The sequence below is a fragment of the Maribacter zhoushanensis genome, assembly GCF_029350975.1.
Taxonomy (GTDB): Bacteria; Bacteroidota; Bacteroidia; order Flavobacteriales; family Flavobacteriaceae; genus Maribacter; species Maribacter zhoushanensis.
Genome location: NZ_JARKMR010000004.1, coordinates 181,365 through 203,554 on the forward strand (window position 1 = coordinate 181,365; position 22,190 = coordinate 203,554).

At 34.2% G+C, this 22,190-nt stretch carries 17 protein-coding genes; 10 read left to right on the forward strand and 7 right to left on the reverse strand.

What is annotated here, in order from left to right; translation table 11 throughout:
• Positions 1-17: 17 nt before the first annotated feature.
• From PXD56_RS14270 to PXD56_RS14315, 10 genes are all read left to right on the forward strand, one after another.
• Positions 18-1,178 (forward strand): glycosyltransferase, encoded by a 1,161-nt coding sequence (locus tag PXD56_RS14270; RefSeq protein WP_276494015.1) that lies wholly within the window; start codon positions 18-20, stop codon positions 1,176-1,178.
• Between the two features lie 226 nt (positions 1,179-1,404).
• Complete coding sequence (locus PXD56_RS14275; RefSeq protein ID WP_276473081.1) at positions 1,405-2,436, forward strand: hypothetical protein; 1,032 nt, start codon at positions 1,405-1,407, stop codon at positions 2,434-2,436.
• Positions 2,437-2,441: 5 nt separating this feature from the next.
• On the forward strand, positions 2,442-3,665 hold the full coding sequence (locus PXD56_RS14280) for a glycosyltransferase (RefSeq protein ID WP_276494016.1): 1,224 nt from the start codon (positions 2,442-2,444) through the stop codon (positions 3,663-3,665).
• A gap of 79 nt (positions 3,666-3,744) precedes the next feature.
• Positions 3,745-4,824: a glycosyltransferase family 4 protein gene (locus tag PXD56_RS14285; protein ID WP_276494017.1), complete on the forward strand. Its 1,080-nt coding sequence runs from the start codon at positions 3,745-3,747 to the stop codon at positions 4,822-4,824.
• Between the two features lie 18 nt (positions 4,825-4,842).
• A complete protein-coding gene (locus PXD56_RS14290) occupies positions 4,843-5,616 on the forward strand; it encodes a glycosyltransferase family 2 protein (protein ID WP_276494018.1) in 774 nt (257 codons plus the stop codon).
• Positions 5,613-6,524 carry an NAD-dependent epimerase/dehydratase family protein gene (locus PXD56_RS14295; RefSeq protein WP_276494019.1) on the forward strand — a complete coding sequence of 304 codons (912 nt, stop codon included), beginning with the start codon at positions 5,613-5,615 and terminating at the stop codon, positions 6,522-6,524. The genes PXD56_RS14290 and PXD56_RS14295 overlap by 4 nt, the downstream gene beginning before the upstream one ends.
• A 27-nt stretch (positions 6,525-6,551) precedes the next feature.
• Positions 6,552-8,267 (forward strand): carbamoyltransferase family protein, encoded by a 1,716-nt coding sequence (locus PXD56_RS14300; protein WP_276494020.1) that lies wholly within the window; start codon positions 6,552-6,554, stop codon positions 8,265-8,267.
• Positions 8,268-8,289: 22 nt separating this feature from the next.
• A complete protein-coding gene (locus PXD56_RS14305) occupies positions 8,290-9,267 on the forward strand; it encodes an MraY family glycosyltransferase (RefSeq protein ID WP_276494021.1) in 978 nt (325 codons plus the stop codon).
• A 198-nt stretch (positions 9,268-9,465) separates the two neighbouring features.
• Entirely contained in the window at positions 9,466-12,849 is a 3,384-nt protein-coding gene (locus tag PXD56_RS14310) for a PQQ-dependent sugar dehydrogenase (protein WP_276494022.1), read from the forward strand.
• The gene (locus tag PXD56_RS14315; RefSeq protein ID WP_276494023.1) at positions 12,846-13,523 is read left to right on the forward strand and encodes a fibronectin type III domain-containing protein; all 678 of its coding nucleotides are present in this window, start codon (positions 12,846-12,848) and stop codon (positions 13,521-13,523) included. Before PXD56_RS14310 ends, PXD56_RS14315 begins: the two co-directional genes overlap by 4 nt.
• Positions 13,524-13,640: 117 nt before the next feature.
• Here the strand turns inward: PXD56_RS14315 and PXD56_RS14320 are convergent, their stop codons facing one another.
• The 7 genes from PXD56_RS14320 to PXD56_RS14350 all read right to left on the reverse strand — a co-directional run bounded on the left by PXD56_RS14320 (position 13,641) and on the right by PXD56_RS14350 (position 22,169).
• Positions 13,641-14,822 carry an OmpA family protein gene (locus PXD56_RS14320; protein ID WP_276494024.1) on the reverse strand — a complete coding sequence of 394 codons (1,182 nt, stop codon included), beginning with the start codon at positions 14,820-14,822 and terminating at the stop codon, positions 13,641-13,643.
• A gap of 120 nt (positions 14,823-14,942) precedes the next feature.
• On the reverse strand, positions 14,943-15,389 hold the full coding sequence (locus tag PXD56_RS14325) for a hypothetical protein (RefSeq protein WP_276494025.1): 447 nt from the start codon (positions 15,387-15,389) through the stop codon (positions 14,943-14,945).
• Entirely contained in the window at positions 15,382-16,521 is a 1,140-nt protein-coding gene (bshA, locus tag PXD56_RS14330) for an N-acetyl-alpha-D-glucosaminyl L-malate synthase BshA (RefSeq protein WP_276494026.1), read from the reverse strand. Before bshA ends, PXD56_RS14325 begins: the two co-directional genes overlap by 8 nt.
• Before the next feature lie 19 nt (positions 16,522-16,540).
• Positions 16,541-19,450 (reverse strand): serine hydrolase domain-containing protein, encoded by a 2,910-nt coding sequence (locus PXD56_RS14335; RefSeq protein ID WP_276494027.1) that lies wholly within the window; start codon positions 19,448-19,450, stop codon positions 16,541-16,543.
• A gap of 94 nt (positions 19,451-19,544) precedes the next feature.
• Positions 19,545-20,027 carry an ABC transporter ATPase gene (locus PXD56_RS14340; RefSeq protein ID WP_276494028.1) on the reverse strand — a complete coding sequence of 161 codons (483 nt, stop codon included), beginning with the start codon at positions 20,025-20,027 and terminating at the stop codon, positions 19,545-19,547.
• A gap of 16 nt (positions 20,028-20,043) precedes the next feature.
• Complete coding sequence (locus tag PXD56_RS14345; protein WP_276494029.1) at positions 20,044-20,835, reverse strand: (Fe-S)-binding protein; 792 nt, start codon at positions 20,833-20,835, stop codon at positions 20,044-20,046.
• 8 nt (positions 20,836-20,843) lie between these two features.
• Positions 20,844-22,169, reverse strand: a complete 1,326-nt coding sequence (locus PXD56_RS14350) for a 4Fe-4S dicluster domain-containing protein (RefSeq protein ID WP_276494030.1) — start codon at positions 22,167-22,169, stop codon at positions 20,844-20,846.
• Positions 22,170-22,190: the final 21 nt, after the last annotated feature.

The following is a 22,190-nucleotide window of genomic DNA, read 5'->3' on the forward strand; positions in this document are numbered from 1 at the left end:
TCAATTAAAATTTTAAGATGTCAAACAAAAAGCCTCTGGTTCTTTTTCTAAATAATATTGCTCCTTTATACCGAAAAAATGTATGGACCAAATATTTAGAATCCGAAAAAATGGATTTAAACTTTTTTTTCGGCAAAGAATCTTCAAGTGGTATAAAGACAATCAATTTTAATGAGCAAAAATTAAGACCTCATGCCCATAAAATTAACATATTAAAAAATGTTTATATTAAACAGTACTTAGTATGGCAGAACTTCAATATTTTCAACTGGATTAAAAAGAAGCCACAAACCATTATTCTATTAGGTGAATTCAACATTCTAAGTAATTGGCTTATCACTTTGTTTGCAAGAATCAATAATATAGAAATTGTTTCTAAAGGTCATGGAATGTATGGTAATGAGAAGGGAATAAAACTATTGGCCAGAAAATCATTTTTAAAAATCTGTAATAAACACCTAGTTTATGAAAAACATGGAAAAAGTATTCTAAGCAAAAATGGTATAGATCCAGACAGTATTCATATTTTATTTAATTCCTTAGATTATGAAAAACAGAAAAAATATAGAGAATTAATACCTTCAATGAACAAATCGGAAATTCTACATTTTTTTGTTAAATCTGAACTTCCTACTTTAATTTTCATAGGTAGATTAACTAAGGTCAAAAAATTAGAATTACTTATAGAAGCAATCGCGTTAATTCAAAAAGACACTCCTGTCAACTTGTTGATAGTTGGTAATGGCAGTGAAATGGATAGCTTAGAAAAATTAGCTTCGGAAAACCTGAATGATGATTGTTATCATTTCTATGGGGAAAACTATGACGAAGCTGTTAATAACAATTTAATTGCAGTAAGTGACCTTTGTGTTTCACCTGGCAATGTAGGCTTGACCGCCATACATTCTTTAAGTTATGGCACCCCAGTTTGTACGCATTCCAATCTTATGGAACAAATGCCAGAGGCCGAGGCAATAACCCATAAAGTTAATGGCATCTTGTTTGAACAAGATAATGTGGAGAGTTTAAAAAATTCCATAATGTGGTGGATAAGTAATACGAAGGACAGAAAAAAGGTCAGAGAAAATTGTTATAAAGTTATTGATACATATTACAATCCAAATTATCAGAAAAAAGTTATAGAAAATCTAATTGATGGCAATAAACCGTTGATTTAGGTGACAGAATTAAATTTATACGGGACAAATCAATAACAAAAACTTAAGTATTTCGTCTAATTCTCCTAGCCAATATCAGCAAAATATGCAAAGCGTAATGATGTATACATTGTAAGAAAATTAATCCACAGATACTATAAAAGCTTTACATCTATTATATATTCTATATACCGATTAATACTTAGTATTCGTCTTTTTTATCTAAAATTTGTCTCAAAATAAAAGTATGACCAAATATATAGCCACCTGGGTTTATTTAGATTCATCATCTGAAAAATCAAAATATCCAAACAATAAAGGAGATTCTACTACACCAGAATTCCAAGCGGTTTATTGGCGTTGTATTGTTCTATTTTTTAAAACTTCTTTACGCTTCAATAAAAATGCTACCCATTTAATTTTTACGAATACTGCTGATATACCTACCATTGACGGTATGGATTTAAGCATCTTTTTTAAAGAAAATAATATTGAGGTTATTACATTAAGTAATAAATATCCATTACCAAATAACTACTTTGGTAAATTTAGAAACCAATATTTTGAATTCTCCATTATTGATCATATGGCTACCCGTATGCAAGATGAGGATGGCTTTCTACTATTGGACTCCGATTGTATTTTTACCCAACCAATGGATAACGCCTTTAAAGAACTAGAGGCAGAAGAAATGGCCATTACCTACGTAGTAGACCATGAAACCGATTATATGATCCATGGGGTCAGCGGTGATAATATGAAAGAGATTTTTAAGGACTTTGGCGTGGTAGTAGACCAAAATCCATATTATAGCGGCGGTGAGCTTCTATTTGCCAAAGGAGCCTTTATAAAAAATGTTTCAAACGATTTTCCTCAACTTTTTGACGATATGTTAAAGCGACACAAAGAAGGAAGAATAAAATTTAATGAAGAAGCCCACGTACTTAGTTATTACTTTTACAAACACAAAGCATTAATGGCCGGCATGGATAAGTACATAAAACGTTTGTGGACGAACAGAAACTATTTTAGAAATGTACAGCCAGATGACATTAATCTTGCCATTTGGCACCTACCTAATGAAAAGAATACCGGTTTAGATAAATTATTTGGTATGCTTACCAATGGAAATGATTTTACATTATTACCAGAAGACGAATACTTGAAAACGGTACACGATGCATTACTAAGAAAATCTAACTACAAGAAAGACTACATTGCCATGTTCAAAGATTTTGGATCAAAGTTTTTAATGATGGTGGGTCTAAAAACTAAATAGAACGTTTGGCATTACGCAAAAAAAATATAGTTCAAATAAATGTAGAATCTAATTTTGGTTCTACAGGTAAAATTTGTGTGAACATTAGCGATTACCTAAAGTCTCATGAAAATGAACCTCATATTGCACATGGTCCCATACATAGAGACACCAGTAACAGCACCTACCAAATAGGAACAAAGCTGGACTACTATCTGCACATACTAAATACCCGAATTTTTGACAAACATGGGCTTGGTTCTAAAAAAGCTACAAAGGATTTCTTAAATAAGCTGAAAGTTTTAAAACCAGATTTAATTCATCTGCACAATATTCACGGATATTATATTAATTATGAATTGTTATTTGAATTTATAAAAGAAACAAATATACCAGTAGTATGGACCTTACATGATTGTTGGTCATTTACTGGGCACTGTACCCATTTTGAATATATTGATTGTGAAAAATACAAAACGGCCTGTACCAAATGTCCACTAACGTATACGTATCCTAAAAGTTGGTCGGTAGATCGCTCTTCAAAAAATTTCGCACAAAAGAAAGCTTCTTTTACGGGAGTAAAAAACTTAACGTTAGTACCGGTTTCTGAATGGTTGGGCACTAAGGTAGAACAATCCTTTTTACGCCACTACCCTATCCATACCATAACAAATGGCATAGACGTTTCAACTTTTGAGCCTAAAAATACTTCAGCTTATAAAGTTGAAAGAGGCTGGAACAATTTTAAAATTATACTAGGTGTTGCAAGTGTGTGGGACAAAACCAAAGGATGGGAAGATTTTATAAAAATTGCACCACATTTAAAAGACGACGAAAAAATTATTCTTGTAGGTCTATCAAAACAACAGATAGAGGTATTACCTGAAAATATTATTGGAATAGAAAGAACCGATTCTAAAGAAGAATTGATTCAGTTATACTCATTGGCAGATGTATTTATGAACTTAACATATGCGGACACCTACCCCACCACAAACCTAGAAGCACTTTCTTGTGGTACACCGGTTATCACTTATAAAACGGGGGGAAGTGTAGAAGAAATAACAGACTATAACGGCGCTATTATAGAACAAGGAAATTATTTAGAAGCATATAAAGTATTTGACAAAATGGGCGCTACATTTAAAAAAGAGCATTCGCAAACCATTAGAAATAACGCAATTAAAAAGTTCGACAAAAGTTTTCAGTTAAAAAAGTACGACGAACTATACCAATCTCTTTTAAATTAACGTTAGACATTACGTATTAGCCTTATAATAAAAACTAATATTTTCAAAATCAATAATCGAAAATTGAAAAAGTCCTTTAATGAACTTAATTTTAGATAACATTATATTTTCTTTACAAGATGCAGGGGGTATATCAAATTATTGGTATCAGATCTTAAAAAGAATTAAAGAAGAAGAGGGCTTAAGCATATACTTATTTGATGATTCAGAAAAATCTTCCAATATTTTTAGGCAAGAATTGAATCTTTCAAAATTTAAACAATTAGGCAAAAGTCCTGGATTAGTTGGTAGATACACCAATCCAAAACTTGCTCAATTAAGTGAACAAGCTATATTTCATTCTAGCTATTATAGATACTCAAAGAATTCTAAACATATAAATGTTACCACTGTTCATGATTTTACGTATGAACATTTTTTCACCGGTATTCAATTGTACGCACATACCAATCAAAAGAGAAAAGCTTTAGCGCATTCAGATGGTATTATTTGCGTGTCGGAAAATACAAAAAGAGATATGCTCCACTTCTTTCCAGAACTAGCTGAAAAGAAGACAGTAGTTATTCCGCACGGTGTTGGAAAACATTTTTATCAGATTGATAAAAAAGAGTTAAGTAGCAAAGACTATTTTAATGGCAGGCCCTTTATTTTATATGTAGGAGACCGTAAAGCCATATACAAGAATTTCAACCTAACGGTTAGGGCCAGTAAATTAAGCGGCTTACCTTTGGCCATTATTGGTGGTAGCCCTTTGACAGAGAAAGAACAAACTTATATAAACTCTAAATTAAAGACAGATGATTACGTCCATTTTAATGGTGTATCCAATGCAGAACTGAACGAGTTTTATAATAAAGCACTTTGTTTGGTGTACCCATCATCGTATGAAGGTTTTGGACTTCCGTTGTTAGAAGCTCAAAGCGCTGGTTGCCCAATTATTGCAATGAATACCTCTTCCATACCAGAAGTTGTAGAAGAAAGCGGTATTCTATTGGAAGAAGAGTCTCCGGAACTAATAGCAAGTCACATAAAATTGTTACTGGATGAAGACTATAGAAACGATTTAGTAACAAAGGGATTAGAAAATGTCAAAAGGTTTACTTGGAAAAATACATTTCAAAAAACATTTGATTTCTATAAGGAATTAATAAACCAATAAGTTTATATAAATGTTGTAATGAATACAGAAAAGCAAGATATAAAACCATTGGTAAGTATTGTAACAGGTACTTATAACAGCTCTAAATTTATTGGTGACTGTGTAAAAAGTATTAATGACCAAACCTATAAAAATATTGAACATATTATTATAGATGGTAACTCTAAGGACAATACAGTTTCTATAATAGAGCATATGCCCAATAGGGTTTCTAAACTTATTTCAGAAAAAGATGATGGCATTTATGATGCCATGAACAAAGGTTTAAAATTAGCCGATGGTGAAATATTAGGTATTTTAAATTCTGATGATTTTTATAATTCTGAGGAAGTAATACAAAATGTGGTTGAAGCGTTTGAAGACCCTAACATAGATTGTGTTTACGGTGATCTAGTTTATGTGGAGCAATTAAATACGGACAAAGTAGTTAGAAATTGGATCACAGGACCTTATAAAGAAAATGCATTTAGAAAAGGCTGGCATCCTGCACACCCATCATTTTTTGTAAGAAATTCAGTTTATAAAAAATTAGGATATTTCAATCTAAACTTTGGTCTTGCTGCCGACTTTGAATTAATGTTACGCTTTTTAGAAGGTAATAAGATAAAAGGTAAGTACATACCTTCACCTATGGTTAGAATGAGACTTGGTGGTGCTACAAATAAAAGTTTAAAAAATATTTTACAAGGAAATAAAGAGTGCGTAGAAGCGTTTAAAGCTAATGACTTGAAAGTTTCAGCGGCCTACCCCGTATATAGATTACTACCCAAATTAAAACAATTTCTTAAATGAAAGTTCTAATAACTGGTGGTAACGGTTTTTTAGGTAGCTATTTTGTTAAACACTGGAGCGGCAAAGGGAATGATGTGCTAACCTTGGGCAGAGGAGACAATAGTGATATAAGATGTGATATTAAGGCAGAAGTACCTAAAATTGAACAGGATATAGATTATGTTATTCATATTGCCGGTAAAGCGCATAGTGTACCAAAAACGAAGGCCGATGAAGAAGATTTTTATAATGTAAACGTAAATGGAACAGTTAATCTTCTTAAAGGTTTAGAAAATAAAGGAATAAAAGGATTAATGTTTATTAGCAGTGTAGCAGTTTACGGTGCTAAAGATGGATCAAACATAACAGAAGAAAACGAATTAAAAGCCACGGATAGTTACGGAAAAACAAAAATTGAAGCTGAGAAAATTATTACGGAATGGAGTTTAGAGCAAAAGATTACTGTATCTATTATAAGACCACCTTTAATAATAGGAAAAAATGCTCCTGGAAATTTAGGTAAGATGATTACCGGGATAGAAAAGGGACGATATTTTAATATTGCGGACGGTAATGCAAAACGATCGGTAGTCTTAGCGGAAGATCTAGCAGAATTTTCAACAGCGTTAATTACTATTGGTGGCGTATATAATTTAACGGATGGTTTTGATGCAAGTTTTCATCAATTATCTGATGTAATTTCTAAAAAGAAGAACAAAAAAAGAGTTAAAAATATGCCTCTTTGGTTAGCCAAGGGAATTGCGAAAATTGGAGATTCTATTGAAATGATTTTAAAAAAAGAAGCTCCTTTTTCAACAAAAAAATTAAAACAAATGACAACTGATTTAACGTTCAGTTCAGATAAGGCTACTGCAATAGGTTGGCGGCCAAAAAAAGTAGTGACGAACGTTGAATTATGGATAAATTAAAATAAGACTTTTTTAAAACTATAAATAATGATAATTTTAGGATTAAACACACACCACGCAGATTCTTCAGCAGCCATATTTGTTGATGGTAAATTAATTGCCGCTACAGAAGAAGAGCGTTTTACAAGAATAAAACATTGGGCCGGCTTTCCTGCCGAGGCCATTAAGTTTTGTTTGAAAGAGGCCAATACTACCTTAGAGCAGGTAGATTATATAACCTTAGGTAGGGACCCTAAAGCTAAAATTGACAAGAAGGCTTTATATGCCCTTACCAATTTAAAGACCGGAACATCATTATTAAAAAACCGTTGGGAGAATAGAAAGGATATTTCTTCTATGGCCGAACAATTTGAAAATGCATTTAATATTCCCCAAGATATTATCAATGCCAAATTAGTTAACGTAGAACATCATAGGGCTCATTTAGCATCGGCATTTTTTGCTAGCCCGTATGAAGAGTCTGCCATTATATCAATTGATGGCTCAGGTGATTTTACAACTACAATGTTCGCTTATGGAAAAGGCAATAAAATTGAAGTATTAGATTCTATAGATTATCCGGTTTCATTAGGTTTTTTATATACGGCATTCACTCACTTTTTAGGTTTCCCGCATTATGGAGACGAATATAAAGTAATGGGTCTAGCACCATATGGCGAACCAAAATACGTAGACAAGGTAAAGAAATTGATCAAATTCAAAGAAAAAGGCCTTTGGACTTGGAAAAAACAATATTTTGGAGAGATCAAAGCGTTGTATGAAAACAATCAACCTATAGTTGAGCCATTCTTCACCAAAAAATTCGAAGAGCTTTTTGGAACACCTAGAGGTGCAAAAGAAGAGTTAACGCAATATCATAAAGATTTGGCGAAGTCCGTTCAAACAGCTACTGAAGATGTAATTTTCCATATGGCAAACCATTTGCAAAAAGCTACGGGCAGTAAAAATATTTGTATTGCAGGTGGGGTTGCCCAAAACTCTGTTGCAAACGGAAAAATAATTGCAAATACAGATTTTGATAACCTATATATACCTTCAGCAGGTCATGATGCCGGTATATCTATGGGATCGGCACTATACCATTACAATCAAACTTTAGACTTTCCAAGAGCCGGAGAGCAAAAATCTGCTTCAACAGGTTCTCATTTTAATAATGATGAAATAGAAGCATATTTAAAAAGCAAAGGTGTTTCGTATAAAAAAATGGAAGACGCGGAATTGTATGATTACATTTCAGATAAGCTAATTGTACCTTCTGTAGTAGGCTGGTATCAAGGTAGGGCAGAATTTGGTCCAAGAGCATTAGGTAACAGGTCTATTATTGCCGATCCGCGAAATGAGAAAGCTAAAGAATTATTGAACCTTAAAATAAAACGTAGAGAAAGTTTTAGACCTTTTGCTCCGTCCATTTTAAAGGAATATGTGGGTGAGTATTTTGAATATGATTCAAATGTGCCTTTCATGGAAAAAGTTTTTCCTATTAAAAAAGAAAAATATAAAGAAATACCCGCTGTTACACATGTTGATGGTACAGGTAGATTACAAAGTGTAGATAAAGAGGTTTCACCTAGATATTACAACTTAATAGAAGCCTTTAGACAGAAGACAGGTGTTCCTATTCTTCTTAATACATCGTTCAACGAAAATGAGCCAATAGTGAACACGCCAGCTGAAGCCTACGCTTGTTTTGAAAGAACGGCTATGGATGTTTTGGTTATGGAAAATATCGTAGTAGAAAGATAACATTCAACCACAAGGAAAATAAATGAGTTCAATTACTCTTTTTATAATCACATTTTTAATTCTATTTTTTTGCGCCTATTTATACATTAAAATAGCGCAAAAATTTGGGATTGAAGATGTGCCCAATCATAGAAGTTCACATACGCTAAATACTATTAGAGGGGGCGGTATACTTTTCGTAATATCCTTATTCATTTATTTTTTTACGCAATCTCTACCACTACCCTATTTATTTGCCGCAATATTTTTAGTTGCCTTTATAAGCTTTGTAGATGATCTAAAAACTCTTGGTACACTAAGCAGATTGGGGGCACAGATAATTGCTGTTATTTTAGTTTTTTATCAACTAAACCTTTTTGACAATGCTATTTTCTGGATATTGCCATTACTAATTTTCTGTCTTGGAATTATAAATATCTATAATTTCATGGACGGCATAAACGGTATTACAGGCTTTTATTCCTTAGCTGTTTTATTTTCCGTTTTGGTATTGAACTACTCATTTAATCTAATTGACTATCAAATTTTAGTTTTTGGAATTTTAGGAATCTTGGTTTTTGGCTTCTTTAATTTCAGGAAAAAAGCCATTTTCTTTGCAGGCGATATTGGTAGTATTTCTATTGGAGTTTTCATCGCCTTCTTACTATTTCTATTCTCTTTTAATTTGAATACGCCCCTACCATTTATGTTCATTGCCGTTTATTTGGTTGATGGAGGTGTTACCATTATTTCTAGATTAATAAAAAAGGAGAATATTCTTAAACCACACAAAAGTCATCTTTATCAAAACCTTGTACATATAAGATCTGTTAATCACTTGACCGTTGCTGGTGGTTACGCTATAGCACAAATTTTAGTCAACATCATTGTGCTATTGGTAATACACGAAAGTTTAAGTCTACAATTACTTACGGCCGTACCATTAATTTTAGTATTAATAGTAGTTCACATTTTTTTAAATAAAAAAATGAAACCTAGTTTTATAGAACAAAACACATAATTTACAAATCATAACTTCTTTAAAAGTCCTATTTCATTAGCATATTTTCTAGTATGCTATAACAGTTTTTTTTGACCGCTTCGGTTAAATTGGTTCTTTAAATTCAATTATTTATTACTTTCGCATAGCTTATTGATAATCATAAACTAAGCTGCAGTTTTAATTAGTGATTTTAATATCAATACCCCCGAATATTTCATGGTTAATCACAAGCACTTTTTATTTTTTATTTTCTGTTTAGTATTCTTTTTCGCTCATAGCCAAGAATTATCTTATAAAGAGGCTTTCCCGAACATTACATTCAATTTCCCTACTGAAATCCAAGCTAGTGTGGACGGTACCGATCGTATGTTCGTCGTAGAGCAGCCAGGTTTCATAAAAGTTTTTCCAAATAAAGAAGATGTAACCACCCAAGAACTGGTTACATTTTTAGATATTTCATCTAATGTAGCGTATAGCTCCGGCCAGGAAATTGGACTTTTAGGTCTAGCTTTTCACCCCAATTATGCTACTAACGGTTATATTTTTGTTTACTATATTGATCAACCCAGTAATTACAGAATTAATATTGCGCGTTATACCGTAGATAGTTCCAATCCTAATTTGATCGATTATTCATCTAGAACAATTATTGCACAATACACCAAAAATCAATCAGACTCCAACCATAATGGCGGTAAAATTGCTTTTGGTCCTGATGGTTACTTATATATTTCTATTGGTGATGGCGGGGGTGGTGGCGATCCACAAGGAAATGGACAAAATTTAAACACAGTTTTTGGCAGCTTACTTAGAATTGATATTGATTTGGATGGAAACAACCCAATTGAATCAAACCCAGAATTACCTAATGGCAATTATGAAATACCAAGTGACAACCCAAGAGTGGACCTATCAGGATTAGATGAAATTTATGCTTGGGGAATAAGGAATACATGGAAATTTTCTTTTGACCCTACCGGTAATCTGTGGGGAGCGGACGTAGGTCAAAATTCCTATGAGGAAATTAATATTATTACCAAAGGCGGCAACTATGGCTGGAACAAATTTGAAGCTAATACAGAACCTAGCTATGGAAGTGAAACCTTACTTGCTACATCACCTGATATTAAGCCTATTTTCTTCTATGACCACAATGCATCTGACCTTTCCATAACCGGCGGCTATACCTACAATGGTTCCTTAACTAGCAACAGTATAAAAAACAAATATATTTATGGCGACTATGTTTCAGGGCGTGTGTGGGCTCTTGAATATAATCCATTGAACGGCGCCATATCCAATGAACTACTTTTCAAAACCAATGGAGAGTTCATTTCCTCATTTGGTGAAGATGAAGCTGGTGAGTTATATTTCTCCGATTACGGAGAAAATGCAAAAATTTTTAAAATTACGGAAACTGTAACCGGTCCCGTGACAACACCTGTAAATGGAATTGGTGAATGGAAATCACTATCCTCAGGAACAAATGGAATTGTAGAAACTATTTTAACTTCTTCAAATAACTTAAGTTACATAGCAGGTTCATTCTCAAGTGCCGGAGGAATAAATGTATCCAATTTGGCCACTTTAAGTACAAACGAACAATGGGCCACATTGGGTGTCGCTGTAGAAGGAACTATATTAACTACTGCAATGGCAACGGACGGGACATTATATATAGCCGGGGATTTTACAACAGTAAATGGTATTGAAGCCAATAATATAGCAAAATGGAACGGTACCACTTGGTCATCTTTGAGTTCCGGAACCAACGGTCAAGTTTCTACAATAGATTTTAATGAAGATGGAGTTTTGTTCGTTGGCGGTGTATTTACTACTGCTGGTGTCTTAAATGCCAATAATATAGCAAAATGGGAAAATGATACCTGGAGCCTGCTTACAGATGCTACAACTACTATTTCAGGAACTAATAATGAAGTAAGATCCATTCATATAGAAGACAACGGTCAGGTTTATGTGGGTGGTAATTTTGACACTGCCGGTGGTATTGCCGCAAATAGAATCGCTCTATGGAACGGTACTAATTGGTCTGCCCTGGGTTCTGGCACCAGCGGATTTGTACAAGCAATAGAATCTTTAGGTAATTATTTATATGTTGGAGGCAACTTTGCCATTGCCGGGGACAAAACAGTAAATAGAATAGCCAGGTATGATAAAAACAGTAGTACATGGCAAGCTATGGGAACAGGGGTAAGTGGAAACATAAATGCTATTACCCATAGTGGACCGTACATTTACGTAGGAGGTACATTTGATACTGCAAGTGATAATGGATCCATTGATAAAGTAATGAACAATATTGCCCGCTGGAGCGAACAAAGTGGTTGGGAAGCTTTAGGAACAGATACCAATGTAGGTGTAAATACCAGAGTAAACACCTTACAATTTATAAAGGATGAAACCCAGCTTCTAGTTGGCGGTAACTTTGATGTAGCGGGAAATGTGAACGCCAACAATATTGCTATATGGGCAGAAGTTTTTTGTACTGATGAAAACGTAATTCCAGAATATTTCATAAATGGTAGCTGGGATAGTGGCAGTGACAACTTAACGATTACTGAAGGTAAGGATATTACCTTAAGCATTTTACCCAACAATACCCCTTTTACAATCACCCTTCCCGGGGGCGATATTGTTGAAAATGATTATTTAATAGAAAACGTAAGCCAAGCACAGGCTGGTACTTACACCTTTACTACGGTAGAAGGATGTACCAAAAATTTTACATTGATCATTGATACTATTAGTATTGATGATGGCGATGATGGCGATGATGATGGCGACGGAGTATTGAATTCTGATGACTTTTGCCCTAATACACCCAGCGGGGAATTTGTGGATGAAAATGGATGCATAGCAACTTCATACCCTAACAATCAGTTTAAGATAACTTCTACCGGTACTTCTTGTATTGGTTCCGAAAACGGCTCAGTTTTAATAGAATCCATAACTACTGAAGAATTTTCGGCAACTATTACCGGTGAGGGCGTAAATAGTACAATACCCTTCACCGAAACCCTATCTATAAAAGATTTAGCGAACGGGGATTATAATTTATGCATATCCCCTATCAATTCTTCAAATTATCAAACATGTTCTAAAATAGTCATAACCGAGCCTTTACCCTTGAGTGTATTTTTAGATTTTAATGCTCTAACAAATGAAGCCAATATTCATATGATTGGTGCAGAAGAATATACTGTTCAAGTTAACGGTAAAAGTTTTCAAACTAAAGAATCTCAAATTACCCTGCCACTTCTTGAAGACATCAACAATATTAGCGTTAGTTCAGGTCAACTTTGCCAAGGCAAATTTGAAGAAACTATATATTTAAGAAATACGCCAATAATCTATCCCAACCCTGTGGGCAACATACTGTCAATTGATTTAAAATCTCTTACAATAGATAAGCTTGAAATAGCTATTTTTACCGAAGCGGGAGTTTTACTACATTCTAGCAATCTTAAAGTTGAACAATCTATTATTGAAATAAACACCAGCTATTTAAGTTCTGGTATTTATTTTTTAAAATTGAAGAATGATGGTTTTAATAAATCCTTCAAACTAATAAAACAGTGAAAAAAAGCGGATTTTTAGTTTTTCTATTTTTATTAATTCAGTCATGCGGTGTAGATTCAGATGTTCTGGAATATGCCAATGACGAAATAAACATTACGCTTATTTTTCCCGAAAATGATTCTGAATGTACCGAAGGCGTTATCGTTTCCGAAACACAGAGCGAACTAGTTTTTAAATGGGAAGATAACAATGACAATAGTCCGTACACCGTTCATTTAACAAACCTGTTGAGTTCACAAACAGAATTTATACTAAGCGATGCTACAGAAGTTGCCATTACTTTAGAACGTGGTGTTGCTTATTCCTGGTATGTAACCGGTAAAGTAAATAGTAGTAGTGAAATTTGGACTTTTTATAATGAAGGTCCCGGTCTAGAATCTACTATACCGTATCCTGCCACGGCAATATCACCAGTTAGTGGTGCTACAATATCACAAACGAGTACATCAATAAATCTAATTTGGCGATCAGAAGACCCAGATGACGATATAGTCTCTTACGATCTATATTTTGGTGAAGTAAAAGATCCTGAACTTTATGGAACAGATGTTACGGAAACTAGATTCAACGACATTGCGGTTGAGGCTGGGAAAGTTTACTATTGGAAAGTTGTAACTAAAGATAGTGTAGGAAATGAATCAACTTCTGAAGTTTTTAATTTTAGCGTAGGATAAAAGGAGAGAAACTTAAGTTAAAACATAAGAAAAAGGTACTCTTGCTTAATTTAACATAAACAAAAAAGCCCGATAAATGGATAAACATTTATCGGGCTTTTTTTATAAAATAATCTTTTAGAATTCTTGAATAATGAACTCTGATCGTCTGTTTACCGCATGTTTCTCTTCTGGACAATACGTATCGTCATTACAATCATTAAGTAACATAGACTCTCCATAGGCTTCGGTTGTCAGTTTTTCTTCTGAAACACCTTTAGATATTAAATACTCCTTTGTTTTATCTACTCTACGTTGAGATAACCAATCATTATATTTAGATGTTCCTCGAGAATCTGTATGTGAGGTTATCTTTAGTTTTAAAGTAGGTATCTCGATCAATACATCTGCTAAAGATTCCAACACTTTTTTAGAAGATGAATTTAGATAAGATGAATTCAAATCAAAATAAACATAACCTAAATCTTCAATTTTAGATTTAATTTCTGCTTTACGCTTATTGATTGCATCAATTTTTGCTTTCTCGGCAGCAACCAAGGCTTCTGCTTCTTTTTGTTTCTTAAGTCTTTCTGCCAGTAAAGCTTCGTCTTTTAAACGGTTAACCTCATTAATAGAATCTGTTTGTCGTTGTTTCTCTTTGGCAATGGCCGCCAATAGTTCCAACTTCTCTTCTCCACGTTTAGAAAGACCTTTTTCAATTCCAAATTGATAAACGGCACCTGCTGCATACTGTAAGTGATTTGAAACACCTTCACTTTCGCTCATAGCCCATTTACCTGTAGCATTAAGATCTAATCCCCATCTATCTGAAAACCATGTTCTAAAACCTACTATAGCATTATAGGTACCTCTACCTCTATTATTTGCATCTGTATAACCCGCACCTATACCAACATAAGGGTCAAACCAGCCAGTTTCACCAATTATTTTGTTCAAATCATACGTTATTCTACCATCTAGGGCAAAATAATTGATATTTTCAGTTAAAATTTCCCCATCAACATTTTTACCTTCCTTATATTGGTTATAAGTACCAATTGCTTCTAGACCCAGACCACTTTTAAAATAGCGTCCAACACTTACTCTTGATGGATAAGGAACAATATTCCATTCATCTGAAAAGTTATAAAGTTCATCAAATACATTACCGGAATCATCAACTGCATTTAAGCCAACTCCGAAAATCCAAGAGCTTTGAACAATACTATCTTTTGCCGTAATTTGAAGTTCATCTTGGGCAAAAGTGACTGAAGAAAGCATAAATAGCAGCAAAAAACTAAGATGAGTTGTAGTTTTCATAATGAACAATTTGGGGTTATAAAAAACAAAATTAATTGTAAGCTAACTAGTTATCAAACATTTACTATATACAGCAATTAAAATCGTCCGATAGTTGAATGTAGAAGAATTATCGACTAATTACTTTTCTATTTTTAAACTTTTTGCGCTTAGCGGTAGTTTATACATACTAAAAGGGCTGACCACTAACTTACTTTCTTCTTTAGAAGTTTTGGATTTAAGCTTATGTATTTCTAGGAAGTTTTCATCCTCACTCAACTTTAGATTAGCAAAACTAGATGCACTACTATTACCACACCAAATAAGTACCATTTCCGTGGTAAAATCTATGGAAGGCGGAGTCAAACCTGGCTTTCTAGTACGGTTTATTTTGCCATAAAAAGCATTCAATTCTTTCTGATTTTTGATAAGAATATATTCTTCATGCTCAAAGCCGCTATAATTTTCATTTAATAGAAGTTCCATACCCAAATCATTAGATTCTTGAAAGTTACTTTGTGCAGTACTTTTACAAGAATTTAATTGAATCAACACAACTAAAAAAAAGCAAATAGAATATTTAAACATTTTTTAATCTTCCGTTATAAGCTCTTTCGTATACCTCTTCATAAAGTGGTACTACTTTTTGAATATCAAAACGCTGTGCTTCTTTTAATGCATTCAGCTTAAAGCGCTCTAAAACACTATCATTCTTTAAAATGGTTATTGCCTTGGCCGCCATATCATTAATATCGCCAACATCGCTTAAAAATCCGCTAACACCCTCTGTATTTACTTCTGGGATACCGCCTGCGTTACTAGAAATAACCGGAACTTTATTTATCATAGCTTCTAAGGCTGCTAGTCCAAAACTTTCCGATTGTGATGGTAAGAGAAACAAATCAGAAAAACATAAAATCTTATCTATCTCATTACTATTACCTAGAAAAATCACTTTATCAGAAATACCCAATTCTTCACATAATCGCTCAGCAACAGCCTTTTCAGGACCTTCACCAACCATTATCAATTTTGAAGGTATCTCTAATTGTATTTTACTGAAAATCTTTATAACATCAGGTATACGTTTTACCTTTCTAAAATTACTAATATGTGTTACAATACGCTCTTCTTCCGTAGCCATGTTAGATCGTTGACAATCTGTAAAAGTAGTGCTGTATTTTTTTGCATCTATGAAATTGGGAATGACCTCAATATCACCCTGAATATCAAAAGTATCCAACGTTCCTTGTTTTAAACTGGCCGAAACAGAGGTTACCACATCAGATTGATTGATGCTAAACGTAACTGCCGGTTTATAGAACGGGTGCTTACCTACCAAAGTAATATCAGTGCCGTGCAATGTGGTAATCATAGGTACATAAATACCTTCTTCTTCTAACATCTTTTTCGCCATATACCCTGCATATGCATGAGGTATGGCATAGTGTACATGTAAAAGATCTATTTTATGAAGCTTTATCGTATCTACCAACTTACTTGACAATGCAAGTTCATAAGGTTGATAATGAAAGAGTGGATATTCCGGTACATGAACTTCATGAAAGAATATCTTGTTACTCAACAGTTCTAAACGAACGGGTTGTTTGTAAGTAATAAAATGAATCTCATGACCTCTGTTCGCCAATGCAATTCCTAATTCTGTTGCTACAACACCACTACCACCAAAAGTAGGGTAACATACTATTGCTATTTTCATTACAACAAAATTACCTTTTTTAATTCAGAATTGAATCGTAAATGGCTTGTTGAATTCTTGTTCTTAACCCAGATTTAACTAAAAGCGTGTTAGATGCGGAAGGATATGTTCTATTCGATAAAAATACATACACAATTTCTTCTTCTGGATCTGCCCAAGTATAGGTACCGGTAAAACCACTGTGACCAAAACTTTTTCTAGATACACAACCACAAGTAGGACCGCTATGTTGCAACTGAGGTTTATCAAAACCTACACCCCTACGAACATTATTATCACAAAAATAACAGGTGTTGAATTTTTTAACAGTTCTAGAATCAAAAAACTTAGTGCCGCCATAATAACCGTCTTGAAGATACATCTGCATAATTTTAGCAATATCATTGGCATTACTAAAAAGACCCGCATGACCGCCAACACCGGCTTGCATTGCCGCTCCCATATCATGCACGTAACCTTGCACGGTACCGTATCTATAATAATTGTCCTCTTCTGAAGGTACGATCATAGCTTTATCAAACTTCTCTAGCGGGTTATATGTAGTACGGTTTGCCCCTATTCTTTTGTAAAGAAAATTACTGGTTAAGTCGTCTAACCTTTGACCGTAGCTTTCTTCTACGACCTTTTTCATCACATAATAAGGTACATCACTGTAACGATATCTATTAGACTTTAGATCTTGCCTACCAATTCTATTATAAATGGAATCTTTGTAAGCATCTGCCAAATAAAGATTATCATACACTTTTGTTGAAAAACCAGGCAGCGGCCTGTTTCTATAAAACTCACCTGAGGGTTTTTTATTTTCGTCTAGCGTATTAATGTAAAAAGGAATCCACGCCGGCAAACGACCGTAATGAGATAACGCCTTTAAAACGGTGACATTTTTAATTTCAGTATTGGAGTAATTTGGCACCAATTCTTCAAAAGTATTATTCAACCCTATTCTACCTTCTTCCTCCATCTTCATTACCATTGGTAATGTTGCCAATATTTTGGTTAATGAGGCAAGATCATATATATAATCGTTGGTAATCTTTTCTTTACTGTCATAGGTAGGCTTACCAAAACTTTTCTGATAAATAACCTTTCCTTTTCTGGCTACTAGCACCTGAGCTCCAGGAAACATTAAACTATCCAACCCATGGCTCATTAGTTCATCTATTTCTTTAAGTCCTTTTGAGCTCATACCAACACGTTCAGGTATGCTATAGCCCAATCTACTTAAAGATTTTACTTCTACACCAGTCTGTACTGGAAATTCTTGATGGGCCGTAACAGGTAATTTCCCTTTAGCCCCAACAGCTCCAAACAGCACTTCTGCCGTCTTCTCTTGTGCTATACTACTATTCTGATATGACATTACCACAGCATCGACCATATCATATGACTTGATATCTGACAACGCATAGGGTTTGGCAAATACACAAAGTATAAGATTTAATGTACGTTCACTACCAATGGCTTGTAACCAGTTTAATTCTTTAGTTGAAAATTTATATGATTTCCACGGACTTTCATTGCTCTTATGATGCCCCACAATAACCAAATTAAAATCTTTTAATTTGGCTTTTAAAGTATTAATATCACTTGCCTCAACTACAGTAATGTTAGCATAGTTCTTTAATCCTTTAACAAATGCCTCATTATCAGAATCACCCATTTTTACATAAGCTACCTTCTTATTGTCTAAATTCTTTATAGATAATATATCTAACTTATTCTTAACTACCGTAATTGCATTTTCAATTGCTTGCTCATAAATGATATCATCTTCAAGACTATTTAAATCCTCATAAAGGTTGTTTATAGCAATAGGTCTGTATTTGTTTAACCCAGCTTTGTATTTTGCCATTAAAATCTTTTTGACGGAATAAGCCAATCGCTCTTCGGTCAATTTACCTTTTTCATAAGCCTTTGCCAATTTTGCTTTGGCACTAACTATATTTTCTGGCATTAATAACATATCATTACCGGCCATAAACGCATCTAACTCTACACTACCATCTTTACCTTTTGTAGAAACCCCTTTCATGTTTAGGGCATCGGTAAATATTAATCCTTCATAACCTAATTCTTCTTTTAAAATACCTGAAATAATTTGTTCGGATAAAGAAGAAGGCATTCCCTTTTTCATTTCAAGCGTAGGCACCTCTAGATGAGCCACCATAATACTACTTAAGCCAGAACTAATTAATTTTTTAAACGGATAGAGTTCAAGGCTATCCAATCTTTTTCTTGAGAACGGAATTACCGGTAAATTGTGATGAGAATCTACTTCTGTATCACCATGACCAGGAAAATGCTTTCCATTTGCAAGTACACCGGCACTCTCCATTCCTCTTACAAAAGCAGTTCCCTTTGCAACTACATTATCCCTGTCCTCACCAAAGGAACGATTCCCAATAATTGGATTTTTCGGATTGGTATTGATATCTAAATCAGGCGCAAAGTTTATATGGACACCCAATCTTTTTGCATGCTTACCTATTTGATAGCCCACTTTTTCTACAATAGAATTGTCTTGAATAGCACCCAAGGTCATATTCCAAGGAAAAGCATATGTAGAGTCTAATCGCATAGAAAGACCCCATTCAGCATCCATACCAATAAGTAATGGAAGCTTTGATACAGATTGATAATCATTGGTAAGTTTTGCCTGTCTTACAGGTCCGCCTTTAGAAAAAATAACTCCTCCTAAATGCTCTTGAACTATTAACTTTTTAATTAAATCTGTAGCTTGTTTACTTTGGTTAGAAGCAACACTCACCATAAATAGTTGACCAAGTTTCTGATCTAAACTCATTTGAGCGTACTGAGCATCTACCCATCTATTTTGATCGGTACTGTCTTTAGTTACTAAAGGGTTTTGAGCTAATATACTTGAACAGCAAAACAACCCACAAATAAGAATAAAAATATAGCGCATAAAAAAATATGTACTGAGATAACTATTATGGATTGAAATTATTGCATTTCATCGATAAAACCCAATAAATTCTGATACTTAAGAAGAAATTATGTTAAAGAAATCGAGCATGCCAACTTTCAGAAGCAGGTACTTCCCAGTGCTCCAAATACTCTCCCTTATTGGCTACCAGATTGTTAAATACAATAGTGTTCTTTGAAATCGCTTTTTGCTTGGCCATTGCCTTAAAATCAATTAAGCTTTTATAGGCTACAAATTCACCTTGTTTATAAGAAACATTCATTTTATCAAGCAACAGAACATCATATTTCTTTTCTAGAGCCTGAATAAAATGTACCGATGCATCTATAGAGCAACCAGTAGCACCTTGTGCAGTTTGGTCAAGGGCTATCACTATAAATCGTTTGTATTTTATCTCATAACCGGCTTTTAAATCATTACCGTGTGCGGTCCATGAGGTTAAAAAAGTATCTAAGTCCGACCCAATTTCAGCAATCTCCTTTTCAGAAAACGACCGATTACATTGGTAAATCCAAACTCTTGCAGTCTCTGGTAACGTATTAAATTCTACTAGCAAATTTTACTTTTTTAAATTATAAATCTTCTGCAGCTGCAATCATTTCAGCGATATCCATTACTGCAACATCATCTTCCTTTTCCTTGTTCTTCACCCCATCGGTCATCATCGTATTACAGAATGGGCAACCTGCCGCAATAATTTCAGGTTTGGTTTCTAAAGCCTGCTCTGTACGTTCAATGTTCACGTCTTTATCACCCTTCTCAGGTTCCTTGAACATTTGCGCGCCACCAGCACCACAACAAAGACCTCTTTGCTTACAGCTTTTCATTTCTATTAGCTCAGCATCTAATTTTCTAATTAAATCCCTAGGAGCTTCATATACGCCGTTTGCCCTACCCAAATAACAAGGATCATGAAAAGTAATACGCTTACCTTTAAAGGTTCCACCTTCCATAGATATTCTACCTTCAGATAGTAAATCTTTTAAAAACTGTGTATGGTGTACCACTTCATAATTACCACCTAAACCAGGATACTCATTTTTAATGGTATTAAAACAGTGAGGACATGCCGTCACTATTTTCTTAATTTCATAAGCGTTCAGTACCTCTATATTCGTTACTGCCTGCATCTGAAACAAAAACTCATTACCAGCACGCTTTGCAGGGTCACCGGTACAACTTTCTTCCGTACCTAATACCGCAAAAGAAACATTTGCCTTATTTAAAATCTTAACGAAAGCCTTCGTTATCTTTTTTGCCCTATCATCAAAACTACCAGCACAACCTACCCAAAACAAAACTTCAGGTACAGTCCCCGACGCAAAAAATTCTGCCATTGTAGGCACTTTTAATTCACTTGCCATATCTATCTTTAAGATTCTTTACTCCAATTTAAACGGTCCATTTGGTTAAATGGCCAAGGTGCTCCATTATTTTCAATATTACCCATCATATTATTTAAATCTGTAGGAGCAGCAGATTGTTCCATTACCAAATACTGTCTCATATCCATAATAATAGAAAGAGGGTCAATACTAATTGGACAGGCTTGAACACAGGCATTACAAGATGTACATGCCCATAGTTCTTCTGGTGTAATATAATCGTTCAACAATTGCTTGCCGTCATCTTTAAACTCGCCTTTATTAGCATCGATATTCTTACCAACTTCTTCTAGTCGGTCACGAGTATCCATCATAATTTTACGAGGAGATAATTTTTTTCCGGTCTGATTTGCAGGGCATTCACTTGTACAACGCCCACATTCCGTACACGTATAAGCGTTTAACAATTGTACCCAACTTAAATCTTGCACATCTGATGCTCCAAACTTATCTGGAACAGCAGCATCTTCCGCAGGTTCTGCATAAGGGTCAGCATCAGGATCCATCATCATTTTTACTTCATCAGTTACTGATTGCAAGTTCTTGAATTGACCTTTTGGTGTCAATTTCCCATAATACGTATTTGGGAATGCAAGTAAAATATGTAAATGCTTTGAGTAATATAAGTAGTTAAGGAAAAACAAGATTCCTGCAATATGCAACCACCAAGCCGTTCTTTCTAATAGTACCAAGCTAGAAATGGACATACCTTCAAACATAGGGGCAATTATACTACTAATAGGAAATGCACCAGCCTCTGCATAATGATCAGCACCCATTTGTTGCAATTGATAATCTGCACCGTTCATTGTTAAAAAAAGAACCATCAAGACCAGCTCTATACAAAGAATCAAATTACCATCATTCTTCGGCCAGCCTTCCATTTCCGGTTTAAAAAATCGCTTTAATTTAATTACATTTCTTCTAATCCAGAATATAACTACGGCAACGATAACCAATAATGCAAGTACTTCAAAAGAACCAATTAAAAAGTCATATACAGGTCCTAAAACCGCAAACATTCTGTGGGTTCCAAAAATACCATCTAAAATAATTTCTAAAACCTCAATGTTTATGATCACGAAACCAACATAAACAATGATATGCAAAGCTCCTGCAATGGGTCTCACTACCATTTTTGATTGGCCTAAGGCAATCTTTGCCATGTTTTTCCATCGTTGTGGCTTATCATCTGTCAATGATTCTTCTTTTCCTAAAAAGATGTTTCTTTTCAACTTTGAAACATTTTTTACAAAAAAACCAATACCTGCTATTAGCAGTATTACAAAAATTACATTAGGGAGATATTGCATATAATTTAATCTTCTTTACTC

What these genes read in the sequence shown, in the direction of transcription:
- PXD56_RS14275 (WP_276473081.1), top strand. Translation starts at nt 1,405, where the DNA reads ATGACCAAATATATAGCCACCTGGGTTTATTTAGATTCATCATCTGAA.
- PXD56_RS14305 (WP_276494021.1), top strand. Translation starts at nt 8,290, where the DNA reads ATGAGTTCAATTACTCTTTTTATAATCACATTTTTAATTCTATTTTTT.
- bshA (WP_276494026.1), bottom strand. Translation starts at nt 16,521, where the DNA reads ATGAAAATAGCAATAGTATGTTACCCTACTTTTGGTGGTAGTGGTGTT.
- PXD56_RS14320 (WP_276494024.1), bottom strand. Translation starts at nt 14,822, where the DNA reads ATGAAAACTACAACTCATCTTAGTTTTTTGCTGCTATTTATGCTTTCT.
- PXD56_RS14290 (WP_276494018.1), top strand. Translation starts at nt 4,843, where the DNA reads ATGAATACAGAAAAGCAAGATATAAAACCATTGGTAAGTATTGTAACA.
- PXD56_RS14300 (WP_276494020.1), top strand. Translation starts at nt 6,552, where the DNA reads ATGATAATTTTAGGATTAAACACACACCACGCAGATTCTTCAGCAGCC.
- PXD56_RS14350 (WP_276494030.1), bottom strand. Translation starts at nt 22,169, where the DNA reads ATGCAATATCTCCCTAATGTAATTTTTGTAATACTGCTAATAGCAGGT.
- PXD56_RS14270 (WP_276494015.1), top strand. Translation starts at nt 18, where the DNA reads ATGTCAAACAAAAAGCCTCTGGTTCTTTTTCTAAATAATATTGCTCCT.
- PXD56_RS14325 (WP_276494025.1), bottom strand. Translation starts at nt 15,389, where the DNA reads ATGTTTAAATATTCTATTTGCTTTTTTTTAGTTGTGTTGATTCAATTA.
- PXD56_RS14335 (WP_276494027.1), bottom strand. Translation starts at nt 19,450, where the DNA reads ATGCGCTATATTTTTATTCTTATTTGTGGGTTGTTTTGCTGTTCAAGT.
- PXD56_RS14285 (WP_276494017.1), top strand. Translation starts at nt 3,745, where the DNA reads ATGAACTTAATTTTAGATAACATTATATTTTCTTTACAAGATGCAGGG.
- PXD56_RS14310 (WP_276494022.1), top strand. Translation starts at nt 9,466, where the DNA reads ATGGTTAATCACAAGCACTTTTTATTTTTTATTTTCTGTTTAGTATTC.
- PXD56_RS14345 (WP_276494029.1), bottom strand. Translation starts at nt 20,835, where the DNA reads ATGGCAAGTGAATTAAAAGTGCCTACAATGGCAGAATTTTTTGCGTCG.
- PXD56_RS14295 (WP_276494019.1), top strand. Translation starts at nt 5,613, where the DNA reads ATGAAAGTTCTAATAACTGGTGGTAACGGTTTTTTAGGTAGCTATTTT.